This window comes from Nocardia sp. NBC_00416 (assembly GCF_036032445.1).
In the GTDB taxonomy this organism is placed as follows: Bacteria; Actinomycetota; Actinomycetes; order Mycobacteriales; family Mycobacteriaceae; genus Nocardia.
Genome location: NZ_CP107932.1, coordinates 7,353,781 through 7,372,728 on the forward strand (window position 1 = coordinate 7,353,781; position 18,948 = coordinate 7,372,728).

Annotated in this window: 16 protein-coding genes; 8 read left to right on the top strand and 8 right to left on the bottom strand. The window is 69.1% G+C overall.

Annotated features, from left to right (window positions below):
- Positions 1-16 precede the first annotated feature (16 nt).
- Positions 17-1,507, bottom strand: coding sequence for a protein kinase domain-containing protein (locus OG804_RS32125; RefSeq protein WP_328392476.1), 1,491 nt, complete (start codon positions 1,505-1,507; stop codon positions 17-19).
- Positions 1,508-1,665: 158 nt separating this feature from the next.
- Positions 1,666-1,812 (bottom strand): hypothetical protein, encoded by a 147-nt coding sequence (locus OG804_RS32130; RefSeq protein WP_328392478.1) that lies wholly within the window; start codon positions 1,810-1,812, stop codon positions 1,666-1,668.
- A gap of 299 nt (positions 1,813-2,111) precedes the next feature.
- On the opposite strand from OG804_RS32130, the gene OG804_RS32135 reads away from it, so the two are divergent.
- Both OG804_RS32135 and argH read left to right on the top strand, forming a co-directional pair.
- Entirely contained in the window at positions 2,112-3,314 is a 1,203-nt protein-coding gene (locus OG804_RS32135; protein WP_328392480.1) for an argininosuccinate synthase, read from the top strand.
- Between the two features lie 241 nt (positions 3,315-3,555).
- Positions 3,556-4,965, top strand: coding sequence for an argininosuccinate lyase (argH, locus tag OG804_RS32140; protein WP_328392482.1), 1,410 nt, complete (start codon positions 3,556-3,558; stop codon positions 4,963-4,965).
- Between the two features lie 188 nt (positions 4,966-5,153).
- Here the strand turns inward: argH and idi are convergent, their stop codons facing one another.
- Complete coding sequence (idi, locus tag OG804_RS32145) at positions 5,154-5,741, bottom strand: isopentenyl-diphosphate Delta-isomerase (protein WP_328392484.1); 588 nt, start codon at positions 5,739-5,741, stop codon at positions 5,154-5,156.
- Positions 5,742-5,906: 165 nt separating this feature from the next.
- Here idi and OG804_RS32150 point away from each other — a divergent pair, with 165 nt between their 5' ends.
- A complete protein-coding gene (locus tag OG804_RS32150) occupies positions 5,907-8,843 on the top strand; it encodes an AMP-binding protein (RefSeq protein WP_328392486.1) in 2,937 nt (978 codons plus the stop codon).
- Here the strand turns inward: OG804_RS32150 and rffA are convergent.
- On the bottom strand, positions 8,804-10,009 hold the full coding sequence (gene rffA / locus OG804_RS32155) for a dTDP-4-amino-4,6-dideoxygalactose transaminase (protein ID WP_328392488.1): 1,206 nt from the start codon (positions 10,007-10,009) through the stop codon (positions 8,804-8,806). The two genes, OG804_RS32150 and rffA, sit on opposite strands and share 40 nt — an antisense overlap.
- On the bottom strand, positions 10,006-11,019 hold the full coding sequence (locus tag OG804_RS32160) for a glycosyltransferase (RefSeq protein ID WP_328392490.1): 1,014 nt from the start codon (positions 11,017-11,019) through the stop codon (positions 10,006-10,008). Before OG804_RS32160 ends, rffA begins: the two co-directional genes overlap by 4 nt.
- 307 nt (positions 11,020-11,326) lie before the next feature.
- Here OG804_RS32160 and OG804_RS32165 point away from each other — a divergent pair, with 307 nt between their 5' ends.
- The 3 genes from OG804_RS32165 to OG804_RS32175 are packed head-to-tail and all read left to right on the top strand — an operon-like array spanning position 11,327 to position 14,282.
- On the top strand, positions 11,327-13,564 hold the full coding sequence (locus tag OG804_RS32165; protein WP_442941698.1) for a hypothetical protein: 2,238 nt from the start codon (positions 11,327-11,329) through the stop codon (positions 13,562-13,564).
- On the top strand, positions 13,561-14,046 hold the full coding sequence (locus OG804_RS32170) for a GtrA family protein (protein WP_328392492.1): 486 nt from the start codon (positions 13,561-13,563) through the stop codon (positions 14,044-14,046). Before OG804_RS32165 ends, OG804_RS32170 begins: the two co-directional genes overlap by 4 nt.
- A 5-nt stretch (positions 14,047-14,051) precedes the next feature.
- A complete protein-coding gene (locus OG804_RS32175) occupies positions 14,052-14,282 on the top strand; it encodes a Trm112 family protein (protein ID WP_328392494.1) in 231 nt (76 codons plus the stop codon).
- Between the two features lie 8 nt (positions 14,283-14,290).
- Here OG804_RS32175 and OG804_RS32180 read toward each other — a convergent pair whose 3' ends face one another.
- The 3 genes from OG804_RS32180 to OG804_RS32190 are packed head-to-tail and all read right to left on the bottom strand — an operon-like array spanning position 14,291 to position 16,493.
- A complete protein-coding gene (locus OG804_RS32180) occupies positions 14,291-14,935 on the bottom strand; it encodes a TetR/AcrR family transcriptional regulator (RefSeq protein ID WP_328392496.1) in 645 nt (214 codons plus the stop codon).
- A complete protein-coding gene (locus OG804_RS32185; protein WP_328392498.1) occupies positions 14,932-15,765 on the bottom strand; it encodes an ABC transporter permease in 834 nt (277 codons plus the stop codon). Before OG804_RS32185 ends, OG804_RS32180 begins: the two co-directional genes overlap by 4 nt.
- Positions 15,762-16,493, bottom strand: coding sequence for an ABC transporter ATP-binding protein (locus OG804_RS32190; protein ID WP_328392500.1), 732 nt, complete (start codon positions 16,491-16,493; stop codon positions 15,762-15,764). Before OG804_RS32190 ends, OG804_RS32185 begins: the two co-directional genes overlap by 4 nt.
- 221 nt (positions 16,494-16,714) lie before the next feature.
- On the opposite strand from OG804_RS32190, the gene OG804_RS32195 reads away from it, so the two are divergent.
- Positions 16,715-17,335 carry a DNA-3-methyladenine glycosylase gene (locus tag OG804_RS32195; protein WP_328392503.1) on the top strand — a complete coding sequence of 207 codons (621 nt, stop codon included), beginning with the start codon at positions 16,715-16,717 and terminating at the stop codon, positions 17,333-17,335.
- Between the two features lie 202 nt (positions 17,336-17,537).
- A complete protein-coding gene (gene tyrS, locus OG804_RS32200) occupies positions 17,538-18,827 on the top strand; it encodes a tyrosine--tRNA ligase (RefSeq protein ID WP_328392505.1) in 1,290 nt (429 codons plus the stop codon).
- Positions 18,828-18,948: the final 121 nt, after the last annotated feature.

The following is an 18,948-nucleotide window of genomic DNA, read 5'->3' on the forward strand; positions in this document are numbered from 1 at the left end:
AGCCCGTTTCGCGGTTTCAGTACCTGCGTCGAACCGCCCGGACCGCGGTGCGGTGGTCGATCCAGCGCCCGGTGCTGCGCGCCGCGGCGCAGATCAGCGCGATCACCGACAGGATCAGCAGCGGGGTGATGGCCGCCAGTCCGGCGAGCTCACGCGCGTAGATCACCGCACCCTCGCCGATCGTGGATGTGATGACACCGAGTACCGAGCTCACCAGGGTGAGCGCGCGACCTATCCGGCGACCCGCCAGCAGCAATACCGCTGAGCCGGCCCACAACAGCAGCACCGCGCTGACCACCAGCAGGGCGATGATCGAGTAGAGCAGATCTTCCCGCCCGGCCGCCCCGGCCATTCGCACCGTCTCCACCAGGCCCACGCACCAGATGAAAGCGGGAAAACAGGCGACCAGCAGGGTGGCGATCGCGGCGGTGACCGCGGTGCCGCGGGACGGTTTCGGTCCGCCCGCGCCGGCCACCGGACCGGGCCCGGCCACCGGAGCGGCCCATGCCGGGCCGCTCGCCGCGCGGCGGGGATCCGTGGCGACCCGCGCCCGGGCGGGAATCGGCGGCGTCCAGGAGCCCCGGCCGGGCCACTCGCGCGGGCCGTGCTCCGGCGGTATGCGCGGCTGCGCGGCAGGTGCGGATATGGGTGCCGCGACGGGCGCCGCGGTGTGCCTGCCGTCGAGCGCGTCGCGGATCGCGGTGGTGAACTCGGCGCAGCTGCCGAATCGGTCGTCGCGATGTTTGGCCATGGCACGGGCCAGCACGCCGTCTATCGCGGCGGGGAGGTCGGGCCGGGTGGCGGTGAGCCGGGGCACCGGTTGCGAAATATGGCCCATCACCACTTGCCCGGGATTGGTCGAGGCATACGGTGGGCGGCCGGCGAGAACCGCGAACAGCGTGCATCCCAGGGAGTACTGGTCGGTGCGCTGGTCGACCACTTCACCGGACAGTTGTTCCGGAGAGCCGTAGGCCAGGGTGGCGGTGAAGGCCCCCGTCGCCGTCATCTTCGTATTGGCGTCGGTGAGCCGGGCGATACCGAAATCGGTGAGTACCGAATGCGCCTCGCGCAGCGGATCGGCGTCGGCGATGAGAATGTTGGCCGGTTTGACGTCGCGGTGCAGCACGCCTCGCCCGTGCGCGTAGTCCAGGGCCGCCGCGGTTTCGCCGAGTAGTCGCACGGCGGTGGCGGGCGGGTGTGCGCGGGCCACCCAGGTGGCCGCGTCGGTTCCCCGGACGTATTGCATCGCGATCCACAGATGACCCTCGTCGGTTCCGCGATCGAACACGCCGACGATGCCCGGATGTTCCAGTCGCGCGACGACATCGGCCTCGAGTTCGAACCGGCGGGTGAGTTCGGTGTCGGTACTCACCTCCCGGTTCAGCAGCTTCAGTGCGACACTGCGCGGCAACCGTGGATGGCGGGCGAGGTAGACCGTCCCCATTCCGCCCTGGCCCAGCACCCCTTCGACTCGGTATCCGGCGAAGGTCGCGCCCACCCCCAGCACCGCTGCTCCTTCCGCTCCGATCCGAACGCCGTGACGCTACCGCACTTTCCGGTACCGTCCGGCGGTTCGGCTCGTGATCCGGGACCGAGCGCGCCTATCCGGCCGGACACCTCGGCGGGCCGGTATTCGACGCGGAGATCGGGCCGTCGGTGCGGAGCTCAGTGGTTGTTCACCAGGTCCTGCAGGATCGGTGTGGCCAGTTCGATGCCCAGTTTGCCGATGGTCAGCGCGGCGTTGCCGAGATTGACGACGATGAAGCCGATCGTCTCGTAGTTGTCCTGCGCGAATTGCTGCAATGTCTGCACGGCGTCCCACCTCCTTTACCGTTCGGGCTGCTGTCGGTGTGATCAGCGTCTCACAGTGGATGGGGGTCCGGAAGGGCTCGTCATCGATCGAGACACTCGGGCCAGCGGATATCCGCGCAGGTGGCGGCCGTGACACCCCGAGTGTGAATGAGATTGCATCATCGTGCATAATCATTTGTAGCGGTGGCGCGAGCCGTACCGGCAACGGGCCAGCATACTGCTGAGAGGCAGTGGGCCCGCGAACACAGCAGACCTACCATCATCCGCACTATCGAAGATCATCCGAGGAGCACCAGAACATGTCCGATCGCGTCGTACTCGCCTACTCCGGTGGGCTGGACACCTCCGTGGCCATCAGCTGGATCGGCAAGGAGACCGGCGCCGAGGTCGTGGCCGTGGCCATCGACCTGGGACAGGGCGGCGAGGATATGAACGTGGTGCGCCAGCGCGCCCTCGACTGTGGGGCCGTCGAAGCGGTCGTCGTGGACGCCCGCGACGAGTTCGCCGACGAATACTGCCTGCCCACCATCCAGGCCAACGCGCTCTACCAGGACGAATACCCGCTGGTATCGGCCATCAGCCGGCCGCTCATCGTCAAACATCTGGTGGAGGCCGCGAAGTTCCACGGCGCTTCCACGGTGGCCCACGGCTGCACCGGCAAGGGTAACGACCAGGTCCGGTTCGAGGTCGGCATCGGCGCGCTGGCTCCCGATCTGAACGTGATCGCCCCGGTCCGCGACTACGCCTGGACCCGGGAGAAGGCGATCGCGTTCGCCGAGGAGAACAAGCTCCCGATCAATGTCACCAAGAAATCGCCGTTCTCCATCGACCAGAACGTCTGGGGTCGCGCGGTCGAGACCGGGTTCCTCGAGGACCTCTGGAACGCACCCACCAAGGATGTCTACGACTACACCACCGATCCGACCGTCAACTTCGAGGCGCCCGACGAACTGATCGTCACCTTCGAGCGGGGCGTTCCGGTCGCCATCGACGGCCGTCCGGTGAGTGTGCTGGAGGCGATCACCGAGCTGAACACCCGCGCGGGTCGCCAGGGCGTCGGCCGGCTGGACATGGTCGAGGACCGGCTCGTCGGAATCAAGAGCCGCGAGATCTACGAAGCCCCGGGCGCCATCGCGCTGATCACCGCGCACCGGGCGCTCGAGAACGTCACCCTCGAGCGGGAGCTCGGCCGGTACAAGCGGCAGGTCGAACAGCGCTGGGGCGAGCTGGCCTACGACGGTCTCTGGTTCTCGCCGCTCAAGCGGGCGCTCGACGCGTTCGTCGCGGAGACCCAGCAGCACGTCACCGGCGATATCCGGATGGTGCTGCACGCCGGCAATGTGGTGGTCAACGGCCGTCGCAGCGACCAGTCGCTCTACGACTTCAACCTGGCCACCTACGACGAGGGCGATACCTTCGATCAGTCGCTGGCGAAGGGCTTCGTGCAGATCCACGGCCTGTCCTCCAAGGTCGCCGCCAAGCGCGATCTGAACCAGAAGTAATAAGCGAGAACCCGCCCGGAATCCGGGCGGGGCGACGCCGCTGTTCCGGTGGTGCGGCGGGTGCCCGCCACCGGCGCGAGCGACGACCATCGGCGTCGGACACCGGTCCGCGCCCCGGTGATCGCGCGGGTTCCGGTCCGCGCCCGGATCGGGCGTGGGAGCCGGGCGGCCGGACTCCGGTCCGGACCGGCGAATACCGTGGGGCCGACGATTCGAGCGGCACACCGAGACGGGAGAGGTAGTGGGCACCAACGAAGGCGCGTTGTGGGGCGGGCGGTTCGCCTCCGGTCCCGCCGAGGCGATGGCGGCACTGAGCAAATCGACCCAGTTCGACTGGGTGCTGGCGCCCTACGATATCCGCGCCTCCAAGGCGCATGCCCGGGTGCTGAACAAGGCCGGGCTCCTGTCGGAGCCCGATCTGGCGGATATGCTCGCCGGCCTCGATCGGCTCGCCACCGATGTCGAATCCGGTGATTTCGTGCCGGCGGAGTCCGATGAGGATGTGCACGGCGCGCTCGAACGCGGACTGATCGACCGGGTCGGCCCGGAGATCGGCGGCCGGCTCCGGGCCGGTCGCTCGCGTAACGACCAGGTGGCCACACTGTTCCGGATGTGGCTGCGCGACGCGGTGCGCCGCATCGCGTCCGGGCTGGTCGCGGTGGTGGACGCGTTGGCCGACCAGGCCGCCGCCCACCCGGACGCGGTAATGCCCGGTAAGACCCATCTGCAGGCCGCGCAGCCGGTGCTGCTCGCACATCACCTGCTCGCGCACGCCCATCCGCTGCTGCGCGATATCGACCGGCTGCGCGATTTCGACCGCCGGGCCGCCGTCTCCCCCTACGGGTCCGGCGCCCTGGCCGGGTCATCGCTGGGCCTGGACCCGGAGGCGATCGCGGCCGAACTGGATTTCACGGCCTCGGCCGCCAATTCCATCGACGCCACCTCCGCGCGCGATTTCGCGGCCGAGGCGGCTTTCGTGCTGGCGATGACCGGAGTGGATCTCAGCCGGATGGCCGAAGAGGTCATTCTGTGGAGTACGCCGGAATTCGGCTACATCACGCTCGCCGACGCCTGGTCCACCGGTTCGTCGATCATGCCGCAGAAGAAGAACCCGGACGTCTCCGAACTCACCCGGGGAAAAGCGGGCCGGCTGATCGGTAATCTCACCGGGCTGCTCGCCACACTGAAGGCCCAGCCGCTGGCGTACAACCGGGATCTGCAGGAGGACAAGGAGCCCCTGTTCGACTCGGTGGCTCAGCTGGAACTGCTGCTGCCCGCCATCGCGGGTCTGATCTCCACCCTTACCTTCCATACCGACCGGATGGCCGAACTCGCACCCGCCGGTTTCACCCTCGCGACCGATATCGCGGAATGGATGGTGCGGCACGGGGTGCCGTTCCGGGTCGCACACGAGGCGGCCGGGGCGTGCGTGCGCACCGCCGAGGCGCGGGGAGTCGGGCTGGACGAACTGACCGACACCGAGTTCGCCGCGATCGATCCGGCACTCACGCCGCGGGTGCGGGAGGTGCTGACGGTCGCGGGTTCGGTCGCGTCGCGCAACGCGCGCGGCGGTACCGCGGGGGAGCGGGTGGCCGAACAACTCGGCGAGATCCGGCAGGCGGTCGTGGAGATCCGGTCCTGGCTGGGCTGAATCGCCGCCCGCGCACTGCCGCGGTCCCGCATGGCTCGCCGCTCCGGTTCGGGCGGTGAGCCATGCGAGAGGCTCTGAAAAATCTGACTACGACGATATGCGCATCTGAATATGTCACCCGGGTGGAGAGAAAACGCCCGATCGACACAGAGGAGCAGAGGCCTGCGCCGCGCGGGTGTCCGGTGTCGTCAGGTGTGGACCGGCGGGTTCGCACCCGCGATCTCGAGTACTCCGGCGAGCCACGGACTGAAATCGTCCGGCTGTTCGCGTAGCCGGGTGCGCAGCTCCTCCGGGCGTATCCAGCGGTGGCCGGCGACCTCGGCCGGATCCGGGGCCGGTTCGACACCGTCGAGCGAACCGACCAGGACATGGTCCCATTCGTCCTCGACGAACCCGGTGCGCGGATCCTCGGCCCGGTACCGGTACACGCCGACCTCGGTCAGCGGAACCCGCAGGCCCATCTCCTCGATCAGCCGGATACCCGCGGACTCGAGTACCGGGACACCGGGCGCCGGATGGCCGCAGCAGGTATTGGACCAGCGGGCCGGGAACCGCGTCTTACCCAGCGCGCGCTGCTGTAGCAGCGTCCGGCCCGCGGTATCGAAGATCAGCACCGAGAACGCCCGGTGCGGGCGCCCGGGTGCGCGGTGCGCCGCGGCCACCGCACACGAACCGACCGTCGTACCGGCGTCGTCCACGAGCTCGACGAGCAGGGATTCACGATCGGCGCCCGCCGTCCGGCGCGCGGGGGTCGGCGGGAGGGTCGGCTCGGTCACGATCCCCACCTTATCGGCGCGGGACGCGAGGGCTCCTCGAGGTGACGGGTACATGATGTAGATGTCACAACGGACCTTCGGGTGCGGCGAGCGATATGGCAGGCTTTGTGCATACCTCCAGGGTTATGAGGTATTCCACGCCACGTGTAGGGCTGGGAGCGGAACGTGAAGTTGAGTGTGCGAGATTTGGCGGGGTCGGCGCGGCGGGTGTTGTCCACCGCGCAGAACGGTCTCGAAGTGATCCGGTTCGGCGGGCTGGGACGGGACACGGAATCCTCGCCGTTCGAGATCGCCGAGCGTCGGCCCATGTACCGGTTGCGGCGCTATTTCCCCTGCGCCACCGGCGGCGGTCCGGTGGCGCTGTTCGTGCCGCCGCTCATGGTCAGCGCCGATATCTGGGACGTCAACGGCGACGACGGCGCGGTGGGAATTCTGCACCGCAGCGGTGTCGATTGCTGGGTGATCGACTTCGGCTCCCCGTCAGCGGAGGAGGGCGGCTGGAAACGGGATCTCGCCGACCATGTGCTCGCCGTGAACAGCGCGATCGACACCGTCTGCGCGGCGACCGGGCGCAACGTGCACCTCATGGGGTATTCGCAGGGCGGCATGTTCGCCTACCAGACCGCCGCCTACCGTGCCGGGAAAGGCATCGCCAGCATCGTGACCTTCGGGAGCCCGGTCGATATCGTCGCCGGAATGCCGCTGGGCCTGCCGCACGACGCGGTGAGCGATCTGGTGGATTTCGCCGCCGACCATGTCGTGCCCCGGCTGCCGATCACCGACCGGATGGTGCGGATCGGCTTCCAGATGCTCGATCCGGTGAAGACCGCCAAAGCGCGGATAGATTTCCTGCGCCAGCTGCACGATCGCGAGGCGCTGCTGCCCAAGGAACGCCAGCGGCGGTTCCTGGCCAGCGAGGGGTGGATCGGTTACGCCGGGCCCGCGGCGGCCGACCTGCTGAAACAGTTCGTCGTGCACAACCGGATGATGCTGGGTGGCTTCGTCATCCGCGATCAGCCCATCTCCCTGGCCGATTTGAAATGCCCGATCCTGGCTTTCGTCGGCGAGGTCGACGAGATCGGCCAGCCGGCGGCGGTGCGCGGTATCGTGCGGGCCGCGCCACGCGCCGAAGTGTACGAATCCACCGTGGTGTCGGGGCATTTCGGTCTGGTCGCGGGCTCCGTGGCGACCAGGTTCACCTGGCCGCAGGTTCGTGACTGGGTGGGCTGGGTCGATGGGAGCAACCCGTTGCCGGAGGAGATCGTGCCCATGTCGGAGCATGTGCCCGCGGGAGCGCCGCGGACCGCCCTGCTGCGCGCGGTGCACACCGTGGCGGCACTCGCCGAGGCCGGCGCCGAGATCGGCCGGACCATCGAACATATCGCCGGGAATACGCTGCGCGGTTCGGTCGGAGTGGTCGAGGGCGCCGCGCGGACCCTGCCCCGGCTGACCCGGCTCGGCACGATCGAGCCGCAGACCCGGATCTCCATCGGCGGGCTCATGGCCGAGCAGGCCCGCCGCTCGCCGGGCGGCGAATGCTTCCTGTTCGACGACCGGGTGCACACCCACGCCGCCGTCGATATCCGGATCGACAATGTGGTGCGCGGACTGATCTCGGTCGGGATCCGCCCCGCGAGTCGCGTCGGGGTGGTGATGGAGACCCGGCCCAGCGCGCTGGTGACCCTGGCGGCGCTGTCCCGGATCGGCGCGGTCGCGGTGCTCATGGCGCCCGAGAGCGATCTGAGCGCCGCACTGGAGCAGACCGGGACCACGATCCTGGTATCCGATCCGGAGAACGTGCGCCACGCGGTCGCCACGGGTGCCCGGGTGCTCGTCCTGGGCGGCGGCGACGCCCGTGGACTGGCCGTTTCCGGCGCCACCGATCTGGTAGATCTGGAGCAGATCGATCCGGAACAGGTGCGGGTGCCGGGCTGGTACCGACCGAATCCGGGACGGGCGCGCGAATTGGCGTTCATTCTGGTCGCCGGGGGCGGCGACCGCCTGGAGGTCAAATACATCACCAACCATCGCTGGGCGCTGTCGGCCTTCGGCACCGCCACGGCCGCCGACCTCGATCACAAGGACACGGTCTACTGCCTGGCGCCGCTGCACCATTCGTCCGGATTGCTGGTGAGTCTGGGCGGCGCTATCGCGGGCGGGAGCCGGATCGCGCTGGCCAGGTCGCTGGATCCGGCGCAATTCGCCGAAGAGGTCCACCGGTACGGGGTCACCGTCGTGACCTATACGTGGACGATGCTGCGGGACATCCTCGACGCCGAGGTCTTCCCCGAAGGTCACGCGCATCCGATCCGATTGTTCATCGGCTCCGGTATGCCCCCGGGACTTTGGCGGCGCACCCTGGAACAGTTCGCGCCGGCCCGAGTCCTGGAGTTCTACGCCTCGATCGAGGGCGATGTGGTGCTGGCGAATGTGCCGGGCGTCAAGTTCGGGTGCAAGGGCCGTCCGGTGCCGGGGACGGCGCGGGTCGAGCTGGTGGCCTATGCCCCGGAGACCGGGCAGGTGCTGGTGGACGAGAACGGGTATGCCCGGCGCTGCGCGGACAACGAGGTGGGGCTGCTCATCGGCTCGGCCGGCGCGACCGTGGACCTGTCCCTGGGCGGGTTACGCGGTGTGTTCGAACCGGAGGACTCCTGGCTGCCCACCGAGAACCTGTTCCGCCGGGACAGCGACGGTGACTACTGGCTGGTCGACCGGATCGACACGGTGATCGGGACCAGGCGCGGACCGGTGTTCACCCAGCCGATCGTCGATGTGCTCAACGATATCGCCGCGGTGGATATGGAAGTCGCCTACGGATTGCCGGCCCGCGACAGTGTTCTGGCCGTTGCCGCGGTGAGCGTGCGACCCGGGTTCCGGCTCGAGCCCGCCGATGTCACCGAGGCCCTGCGCTCACTGGCGCCGGACCAGCGCCCCGACCTGGTGTACGTGGTCGACGATATTGCGCGCAGTCCGTGGTTCCGCCCGTCGGCGCATGCGGTCCAGGCGGCGGGCGGGCCACAGCCCGGCCCGCTCACCTGGTGGTACGACCCTGCCTCGGAGAGTTACGAGGTGCTCACCGAAACCGGTGCGGCCCGGCTGTGACAGGTCGGCGGATCCGCGGCACGGCCGGATCCGCATCGGTAATCGGTGACCGCCTCGAGTATTCGGTCGAGTTGGTCACCGGTGAGCATGGGCCACAGCGGTAACCGCACGATGGTCGCCGCGAATCGGGCGCTGCGGGTGCACGGGACCGGTGTCCGGCCGTATTTGAGGCCCGCCGCGCTGGAATCGAGAGGGACATAGTGGAACGGCGCGACGATCCCTCGTCCGGCGAGATGCCGGATGAGCCCGTCCCGCTCTTCCTCGCTGGGCATCCGGAGATAGAACAGGTGCGCGGTATGCCGCCGGTCCGGCGGGACCGTCATCGGCACGACCCCTTGCTCGGCCGCCCACGCACCGAGCCCGGCCGCATAGGTGTGCCAGACCCGGTGCCGGGCGCGCTGGATGGTGTGGAATTCGGCGAGCTGGGCGTCGAGCACAGCGGCGTTGAGTTCGCTGGGCAGATAACTGGATCCGATGTCCTGCCAGGTGTATTTGTCCACCTTGCCGCGCAGGAACCGGGCCCGGTCGGTGCCTTTCTCCCGGATGATCTCCGCGCGGCCCATCAGGATCTCGTCGGAGAGCAGCAGCGCGCCGCCCTCGCCGCAGTGCACGTTCTTGGTGTCGTGGAAACTCTGGGTGCCCAGCGTGCCGAGAGTGCCCAGGGCGCGGCCGCGCCAGGTGCCGCCGAGGCCGTGAGCGTTGTCCTCGATGAGCGCGATCGCGTGCCGGTCCGCCAGCCGCTGTAGTGCCGCCATATCGGCGGCGACCCCGCCGTAGTGCATGACCACGATCGCCTTGGTGTGGTCGGTGACCGCCGCGGCGGCGGCCTGCGGGTCGATATTTCCGGTGGTCTCGTCGATATCGACGAACACACAGGTCGCGCCGTGCACCGCGAATGCGGCGGCGGCGGAGGTGAAGGCGAAACTCGGCACGATCACCTCGTCGCCGGGACCCAGTTCCAGCAGCAGCGCGGCCAGTTCCAGCGCGTGCGTGCACGAGGTGGTCAGCAGCACATGCGGGGAGCCGGTGATCTCGGCGAGTTTCGCGGACGCCGCCGCGGTGAACGGGCCGTCACCGTGGCAGTGGTCGGAGTCGAGTACGGCCGTCACGTTCGCCAGTTCCGCGGCGGACCGGTAGGGCCGGCTGAAGATGATCCGGTCGCTCATCGCGCGGCCGCCTCGGCGGGTTGCCGCACGGTCGATCGGGGGACCTCGTCGGGTGGCCGGGGGGTGGGTGATTCGACTGTCAGATACAGCGGTTTGCCCACCAGGATGTGCAGCACCACGCCGAGGTATTCGGCGATGAGCCCCAGCGAGAACAGCACCGCGCCCGAACACAGCAGGGTGACGACGACGATCGAGGCCCAGCCCTCGGGATCACCGCCGTCACCGGCCAGCGCGGAATAGATGATCAGGCCGGCGAGGACCGCTCCGGCCAGCGCCAGCGTCACGCCGAGCAGGCTCACCAGTCGCAGACCCCGGGTTCCGGTGCACAGCACCATCTTCCAGAACAGCGAGAACAACCGCCGGTAGTTGTAGCCCGATTCGGCCCGACCCTCGGTGCGCAACCGCACCGGAACCGTCGCCGTCCGGCCGACGACCCAGGTCAGCGCGACGTCGAGATAGGCGCCGTTCCCGGCGACCTCGGCGAGCCGGCGGCCGATATCGCCGCGGATCAGCCGGTAACTCTCGAAGCGGGTCGAGGCGGGGAAGGCGAACAGGGTGGCCAGCACGAGTTTCGCGCCGCGTGAGGTGAGGTTGCGCAGCGGACCGTGCGGGCGGGTGTTGGTGGGCCGGGAGTACACCAGATCCGCACGCTCGCGGTAAGCGGCGTCGAGAAACGCGGCGATATCGCCCGGATCGTGTTGACCGTCCTCGTCCATGGTCACCACCCAGCTGCCCCGCGCGGCGGCCATTCCCGCGATGGTCGCGGCATCCTGACCGTAATTGCGGCTCAACCAGATCACTCGCACTCGCGGGTATTCGCGGGCGAGTCGCTGGAGGGCCAGATCGGACCGGTCGGGACCGTGATCGTGGACGAGCACGATCTCGTCCACCCGGAACCGGAGCCCGCCCGGCGTCTCCGTGGGCGCGGCCAGTGTGTGTAGTTCGCGCACCAGCTCGGCGATGGTCTGCTCACCGCGGTAGACCGGAACCACCACCGAGATACCGCACACTTCGGGCGAATCGGATGCCGAACCGGTCGGCGGTAACGGGGGATCGGACCACGGGAGGCCCGCACGGGTGGATGGAGCGGACGGAGACGCCGATGGCCGGTCGGTGGCCGGGGCGGAAGCGAACCTGGGAGAAGACGGCATTGGCGAGATCGACTTTCGACGGCGGATAACGCGTGCCGGGTCTCGATGACGCTGGTGAGCCCGAGAAATGCGAACTCTAGCAGGTGTACTGGGCGCGGCGCGGGTAGATCCGGTTGCGCGTCATTACGGTCGCGGAGCCGCTCGGAAACGGTAGGGTCTGGGACCCGTGGCGGATGGTCGAGCCGATGATCGGCGGGATGTGCTCCGATGGGGGCTGGTGTGCGCGGCGGGAGTGCTCGCCGCCTACGTCGCTGTCCTACTGGCGAATTCCCGGCATTTCTACACCGACGACACCGAATCCCAGTACGCGCCGCTGTGGGTGATGATCGGCCGCCGGCTGCGGGACGGGAAATTCCCTGTCATGGTGCCCGAACACTGGTTGGCCGGTAACTATGCGATCGAAGAGGCCGGACTGCTCAACCCGCCGCAACTGCTGATCGACCTGGTCGCGGTCTCGGTGGACGATCTCGCGCTGTACGCGACCGCGGTCAAATTGCTGTTCGCGGTGATCCTCGGGCTCGGCGTGTACCGGGTCTGCCTCGGCTACGGGGGTCGTCCGGCCTGGTCGGCGGTCGCCGGAGTCGCCCTTCCGTTCAGCGGTTTCCTGCTGTTCTTCGACGCCGCCAGCTGGATGACCGCGTTCACCGGAACCGCCTGGCTGGTCCACGCCTGGGCGTCGGGGGTCCGGTACGCGCGCGGGCGTGGCGGGCCGATCCCGGTTTTCGTGTTCCTCTATTTCACGTTCTCGGTCCAGTACGTGTTCCCCGCCGTCGAAGCGGCCGTCCTGTTCGGCGCGGTGTTCATCGGCGAGGTCGTGTACCAGCGTCGCTGGGCGCCCTCGGTCCGGCTGGCCCTGGTGTCGGGGTGCGCGGCGCTCGCGGGCCTGGCCACCTACCTGCCCAGCCTGCTGACCGCGGATGTCACCTGGCGTGGGGCGTCGGAGATACGCAACGACCAGTTCCTGGCGGTGCCGTGGTCGGAATCGCTGAACGCCAGCCTGCCCAGCACGCTGCCGGCCTTCACCTCCTGGTGGGGCTACGTACAGCCGCTGCCGATGGTGTACATCGCCTGGTTCCTGATCCCGGCGCTGGCGTTCGTCGACTGGAAACGCGCGGCCGAGGCGGCCCGCGAGCTGAGCGGGCCCGCGCTGTTCGCGGTTCTGACCCTGCTGTGGACCGCCGGACCCGGCACCATGGGTCCGCTGCGCTGGCCGGCGCGGGTGCTGCCGATGGTGGCGCTCGCCCTGCTGGTGCTGGTGTGCGTTCTGCTCGGCCGGTTCGGGACCGTGGCCGGGGGACAGCGCCGCGGTATCGCGGCGGGCCTGCTGATCGTCGCGTTGCTGGCGCGCTCCGCGGCGGCCGCGCCCGAGGCGGTACTCGGGCACCTCGCGGCAGCGACGGGGGTCGGGGTGCTGGGGGCGGCCGTAGTGTGGCTGGCCCGGACCCGCGGCCGGGCCGCGGCCTGTGTACTGGCGCTGGCCGCGGTGGCGCCCATCGCCTACCTCCAGGTCCACGCCGCGCAACCCACGCCGATGAGCTGGCACCTGCCGGAGAAACGCTCGGCGATGAAGGCCGCGTTCCCCGACTTCCCCGGTACCACCTTGCAATTGGGCGATCGTGCGCTGATCGATCCCGGCGAGCGCACCCTCGACGGCGCCTATGGATCGCTGGCCTTCGGGAACTATGCCAAGAACCTGGAAGCGGATTACGTGGGCGGCTACACCCCCAACGGTCACTTCTATTTCGGGCATCTGTTGTGCATGCGCTGGGACACCAGCGTCTGCCCCGACGCCTACCGCCGGGCTTTCGCGCCCGAACCCGAGACCGGCCGCCCCCTGGTGGATCTGATGCTCGTCGACCGTGTCGTCCTGCACCGGGCGCTGTATCCCGGCGCTCGTGATCAACCCGCTCCGCCGGGCTGGAAATGGGTCGACTACCCGGGACACGAGAAGTACCTCGAGGTCCTCGAACGAGAAGGCGGCCCGGTATCCGGTCGCACCGGGCGAATCGCGTACACCGACGGCGTCGCCACCGGCGCGCCCGCGGAATCCGACACCACCAGCCGGGTCCGGGTCGATTCGCCCAGCGGCGGCCGGATCGTCTTCGCGCGGCTGGGCTGGCCCGGATACCGCGCTCACCTGGATGGACGTCCGATTCCGATCGATGTGGTCGCGAACAGTTTCGTCGCGGTGGACATCCCGCCCGGCACCCGTGCGGCTGATCTGGAGCTCACCTGGCGGCCGCCGGGCTGGAGAATCGGGATCGCGGCCGCGGTAGCGGGATTGCTCGGTCTCGCGCTCCTCGAACTCTTGTATCGGCGCGGACGTCGCCAGGGCGGGACACCGATCCCGCCGCCCGCCGAACCGGCAGCCGACCAGCCGGATCTGGTGGCGGCCCGGCCGTGAGCGATCCCGCCGCACACGCGTCCCCGGCCACCGCCTCCTCCGAAGCGGGCGCCACGCCCGGCGAGCCGCCGGACCCGGGTCCCCTGCTGCGGCTGGTCCGCCGTCAGGGACTCGCCTTCGCTGTGGTCGGGGCCGTCAATACGGTGATGGGAATAGGTCTGACCGTCGCGTGGCTCGCTGTTCTCGGCGCCTCGGTGCCGCCGTCGGCCGGGGTGGCCGCCGCGTACGCGACCGGAATCGGTATCGCGTTCGTACTGCACCGGAAACTGGTGTTCCGGGTCCAGGGCCGGGTGTTCCGGGATTTCGTGGCGTTCGCGGCGGTCAACAGCGGTGGACTGGTCGCCAACGCGCTGCTGCTCGAACTCGCGGTGACGGTGCTCGGTTTCCCCCGGGCGCCGGCCGCGGTGGTGGTGATGGGGGCGGTCGCGGCCGGGACCTATTTCGGCCACCGGTATATCTCGTTCCGCCGCCCGGTAGGTTGATCTCCATGTCGGAGGAAACCATTCTGGACCCCACCCTGCTGAGCCTGCTGGCCTGCCCACAGGACAAAGGGCAGCTGCACCTGGTGCGCGCCGCCGACGGCGCGGATGTGCTCTACAACCCGCGGTTGCGCCTGGCCTACCCGATCGACAACGGGATCCCCGTACTGCTCGCCGACGAAGCGCGTCCCGTCGAGGACGGTGAGCACGCGGACTTCGCGAGCCAGTACGGAGAATGACCCCCGGGTCAGGGCTCGTCGCCGGACCGGGGGCCCTGGCCGATATCACCGGTGAGATACCGCTGCACAGCGGGTCCGACGATGGCGACGACGTCGGGCAGCGGCAGCTCGGCGACCGGTTGCAGGTTCAGGATCTTGCGGGTGAGCACCAGCCCCGCCATCTGGGATGCCGCCAGTGCGACCCGCAACCGTCCGTCGTCACCGTCGGTGGCGATGCGTTGCCGGACCCGTTCCAGGATCACCGACAACAAGAAATCCCGGGCCAGCGTGGTATCGCCGCCCGCGACGATGCTGCGGACCAAAGCGATCGCTCCCGCGCCCGCCGGGGAATCCCAGAGACCCACCACCGCCGCCACCATGGCTTCGCCCAGTCGATCCACTGGTGCCGCGTCGATCTGCCGCAGCACGATCTCCGGATCCACCGGCAGTTCCACCACCGCCGCGAACAACTGCTGTTTCGTTCCGAAGTAGTGGTGCACCAGCGCCGGATCCACTGCGGCGTCCGCCGCTACCGCCCGGATCGAGGTCTTGTCGAAACCGCCCCGCGCGAATCGCTGCCGGGCGGCGGCGAGGATCGCGTCCCGCGCCCCGGACTGCCCGGGGCGCCGGCCCGTCCGGGGCACCCGCGCGGCGTCGGATTCCTCCGTAGTCATGCGGTCCGGCGCCGCAGCGTCGCCGCGCCCAGGCAGAGCGCGACCGCCGCGAACCCCGCGACGATCGCCAGATCCCGCCACATCAGGCCCGTCGGTTCGGCATGGATCGATACTTCGTGCAGGGCGTCCACCGCATAGCTCAGCGGCATGATGTTGCTGATCACCTCCAGCCAGTCGGGCAGCTGTGCGCGGGGTACCAGGAGTCCGCACAGGAAGATCTGCGGCGCCGCCACCAACGGCATGAACTGCACCGCCTGGAACTCGGTGCGGGCGAACGCGCTGCACAGCAGCCCCAGTGCGACTCCCAGCATCGCGTCGACCATCGCGATCAGCACGACCCAGCCGGGATTGCCGGCCGCGTCGAGGCCCAGCAGTCCGAACGACACCAGGCAGGCGACCGCCGCCTGGGCCGCCGCCGCGAGGGAGAACGCGCTCCCGTATCCGCCGAGCAGATCGAGTTTGGTCAGCGGTGTGGTGAGTAGCCGTTCGAGTGTTCCCGACGTGCGTTCGCGTTGCATGGCGATCGCGGTGATCAGGAACATCACGATGAACGGCAATATGCCGAGCATGCTGATCCCGACGCGGTCGAACAGGCTCACCGGCTGCTGTGGCGTGGCCGGAACGTCCTGATAGATGAAGTACAGCAGGGTCATCAGCAGTGCCGGCACGACCAGGATCATGGCCACCGTCCGCCGATCGCTGCGCAACTGCCGGAGGATCCGGGCGGTGGTCGCCAGGTAGGCCGCCCCCGGCCGGGGTCCGGCCGGCGACAGCGTGGCCGGTTCGGTGCGTCCCGGCGCCACGGTCGATTCCGCTCCTCGGTCGCTCATGCCGGGGCTCCCATCGTGATGAGGGCGAGGAACGCCTGTTCGAGGTTCTGCTCGCCGGTGTGTTCGCGGAGCCCGTCGGGACTCAGCTGGGCCAGCAACCGGCCGTCGCGCATGAGGAGCAGCCGATCGCAGTGCTCGGCTTCGTCCATGACATGGCTCGACACCAGCAGGGTCGTGCCGCCGGCGGTCAGCTCGCGGAACTGTTTCCAGAGCTCCACCCGCAGGACCGGGTCCAGCCCGACGGTGGGTTCGTCGAGTACCAGCAGTTCGGGTCCGGCGACCAGCGCGCAGGCCAGCGAGGCCCGTGTCCGCTGTCCTCCGGAGAGTTCGTCGCCGCGTTGTCCCTGATGGTCCAGTAATCCGACCGCGCCCAGCGCCGATTCGACCGCGTCCCGATCACCCCCGTAGAGCGCCGCGAAGTACGCGACGTTGTCGCGCACGCTGATATCGGAGTAGATGCTCGGCGCCTGGGTCACGTAACCGATCCGCCGCCGCAACCCGGCACTGCCCGCGGGCAGTCCGAGTGCGGTGACCTCACCCCCGGCCACCACCTGGGTGCCGACGATGCTGCGCATGAGGGTGGTCTTCCCGCAACCCGACGGTCCCAGCAGTCCGGTGATGGATCCCCGCGGAATGCTCAGCGAAATATCCTGTAGCACTTCGTGTTTGCCGCGGCGAACGGTGAGGCTCCGAACCTCCACCGCGGCCGGCGCGCCGGTATCGGACATGATCCACCTTATTCATCCGGTGTTGAATTCATTACCTGATGAATTATTCGCCCGGCGGGTCCCCTCCGCAAGCCGTGAGGTCGATCGACCTGTCGACCCCACTTGTCCCGAGCGGTGCGCGCCCAGATCTCGCGCCGTCCCCACCGGCCCGGTTCACCGCGTGGACCTGCACGGACAGACACCCCGGGCGGGCGCCGGGTACCGGCTGCGACAATCCACAGGTGAGTGCCGAGGAACTGGCTGTTGATCCATTGACCGCCGCCCGGCGTCTACTCGGCGCAACCCTGTGGTCGGGCCCGGTCGGCGCCAGGATCGTCGAGGTCGAGGCATACGGTGGCGACCCCGCGGGACCCTGGCATGATCCGGCGGCGCATTCCGGGCGCGGCCCGACGCCGCGTAACGCGGTGATGTTCGGCCCGCCGGGAAGGCTGTACTGCTATCTCAGCTACGGAATGCACACCTGCGTGAACATCATCAGCGGTCCGGACGGTGTGGCCAGCGGCATTCTGCTCCGGGCGGCGGAGATCATCGCCGGCCACGCGCAGGCAGGTGGTCGCCGGCCCGGCGCGCGCACCGATGCCGACCTGGCCAAGGGGCCGGGCAACCTGGGCAGCGCGCTGGGCATAGGGCTCGGTGACTACGGCGCCGACGTTTTCGATCCCGAGTCCGCGATCCGGCTGGAACTGGGCAGTCCGGTCGAGCCGTCACGGATCGCCACCGGACCACGGGTCGGAGTGAGCTCCGCCGCCGACCGCCCGTGGCGGGTCTGGCTGGCCGGTTCCCCGGCGGTCTCCGCATACCGGCGCAGTCCACGCGCGCCGCGCGGCGAGAAGTCCGCCTGAGCCCACGTCGCCCGGCCGGCTCGCGCGGCTGGTGCGCCGGTCGTGAGCGGGAACTGCCGCGACCGACCGCGATGCACGCGGATCGCCCGCGCCGGGACCGTGCGCAGCGGCGGACACTACCGCCGCGCATCGCCCACCGGAGTGGTTCGCGATGATCGCACCGCGCGTTATCCCGGTTGCGGTGGTGCGCGAAGATGGACCCGTGAGCAGCGACATCATCGACGAACTGACCTGGCGCGGTCTCATCGCGCAGTCCACCGACCTCGACGCGCTCCGGGAGGCGCTGGGCTCGGGCCCGCGCAACCTCTATGCCGGCTTCGATCCCACCGCGGCCAGTCTCCACGCGGGACATCTGGTGCCGCTGCTGGCCTTGACGCGCTTCCAGCGGGCTGGGCACCGCCCGATCGTGCTGGCCGGTGGCGCCACCGGACTGATCGGCGATCCGCGCGAGGTAGGCGAGCGGGCGATGAATTCCGCCGATACCGTCGCCGCCTGGGCCGAGCGGATCCGCTCCCAGCTCGCGCGGTTCGTGGACCTGGACGATTCGCCGACCGGCGCGCTCATCGTGAACAACATGGACTGGACCGGTGCCCTGAGCGCCGTCGACTTCCTGCGCGATATCGGCAAACACTTCTCGGTCAACGTAATGCTCGCCCGCGACACCGTGAAACGGCGGTTGGAGGGAGAAGGAATCTCCTACACCGAGTTCAGTTACATGCTGCTGCAGGCCAACGACTACCTGCAGCTGCGCCGCACGCACGACTGCGTACTGCAGGTCGGCGGCTCCGATCAGTGGGGCAACATCATCGCGGGGGTGGAACTGAACCGACGCGTGGACGGCGCCGCCGTCCACGCGCTGACGGTTCCGCTGGTCACCTCGGCCGACGGTAAGAAGTTCGGCAAGTCCACGGGAGGTGGAAGCCTCTGGCTAGACCCGGAGCTGACCAGCCCGTACGCCTGGTACCAGTACTTCGTGAACACTGCCGACGCCGATGTCGTCCGCTACCTGCGCTGGTTCACCTTCCTGGACCGTGCCGAACTGGGGGAACTGGAGGAGGCGACCGCCGAGCGTCCCCACGCACGCGAGGCGCAGCGCCGTCTCGCGGCCGAGATGACCACGCTGGTGCACGGAGAACAGAACACCCGCGCCGTGCAACTCGCCAGTCAGGCGCTGTTCGGTCGCGCCGAGCTGCGGGACCTGGACGAGCCGACACTCGCCGCGGCGTTGCGTGAGGCCGCGGCCGATGGGACGGTCGCCGAGGTGGTGCCCGGCGGCGACACGATCGTCGACCTGTTGGTCGCCGCCGGCTTGTGCGAGAGCCGGGGAGCGGCCCGCCGGGCCGTGAACGAAGGGGGCGCCTCGGTGAACAACGAGCGCGTGAAGGACCTGGAATGGACGCCGGAAAACAGTGACTACCTGCACGGACAGTGGCTCGTATTGCGCCGTGGCAAGCGGAATTTCGCGGGTGTGCGGCGTACACCGGTGAATTGATCTTGGTGGGCTGGGTCACACTTGTGCGATCCGGCCCGCCGGATCGCTTGTCGGCAAGCCTCTGAACTGCGCAGATGCGGTGCCGACGTGGCGATTTGACGTAGCGTTCTCCGCCGCGTAG

Bases quoted from the DNA above. Each gene is read 5' to 3' on its own strand.
- OG804_RS32135 (WP_328392480.1), top strand. From the start codon at position 2,112: ATGTCCGATCGCGTCGTACTCGCCTACTCCGGTGGGCTGGACACCTCC.
- rffA (WP_328392488.1), bottom strand. From the start codon at position 10,009: ATGAGCGACCGGATCATCTTCAGCCGGCCCTACCGGTCCGCCGCGGAA.
- OG804_RS32175 (WP_328392494.1), top strand. From the start codon at position 14,052: ATGTCGGAGGAAACCATTCTGGACCCCACCCTGCTGAGCCTGCTGGCC.
- OG804_RS32180 (WP_328392496.1), bottom strand. From the start codon at position 14,935: ATGACTACGGAGGAATCCGACGCCGCGCGGGTGCCCCGGACGGGCCGG.
- OG804_RS32185 (WP_328392498.1), bottom strand. From the start codon at position 15,765: ATGAGCGACCGAGGAGCGGAATCGACCGTGGCGCCGGGACGCACCGAA.
- OG804_RS32190 (WP_328392500.1), bottom strand. From the start codon at position 16,493: ATGTCCGATACCGGCGCGCCGGCCGCGGTGGAGGTTCGGAGCCTCACC.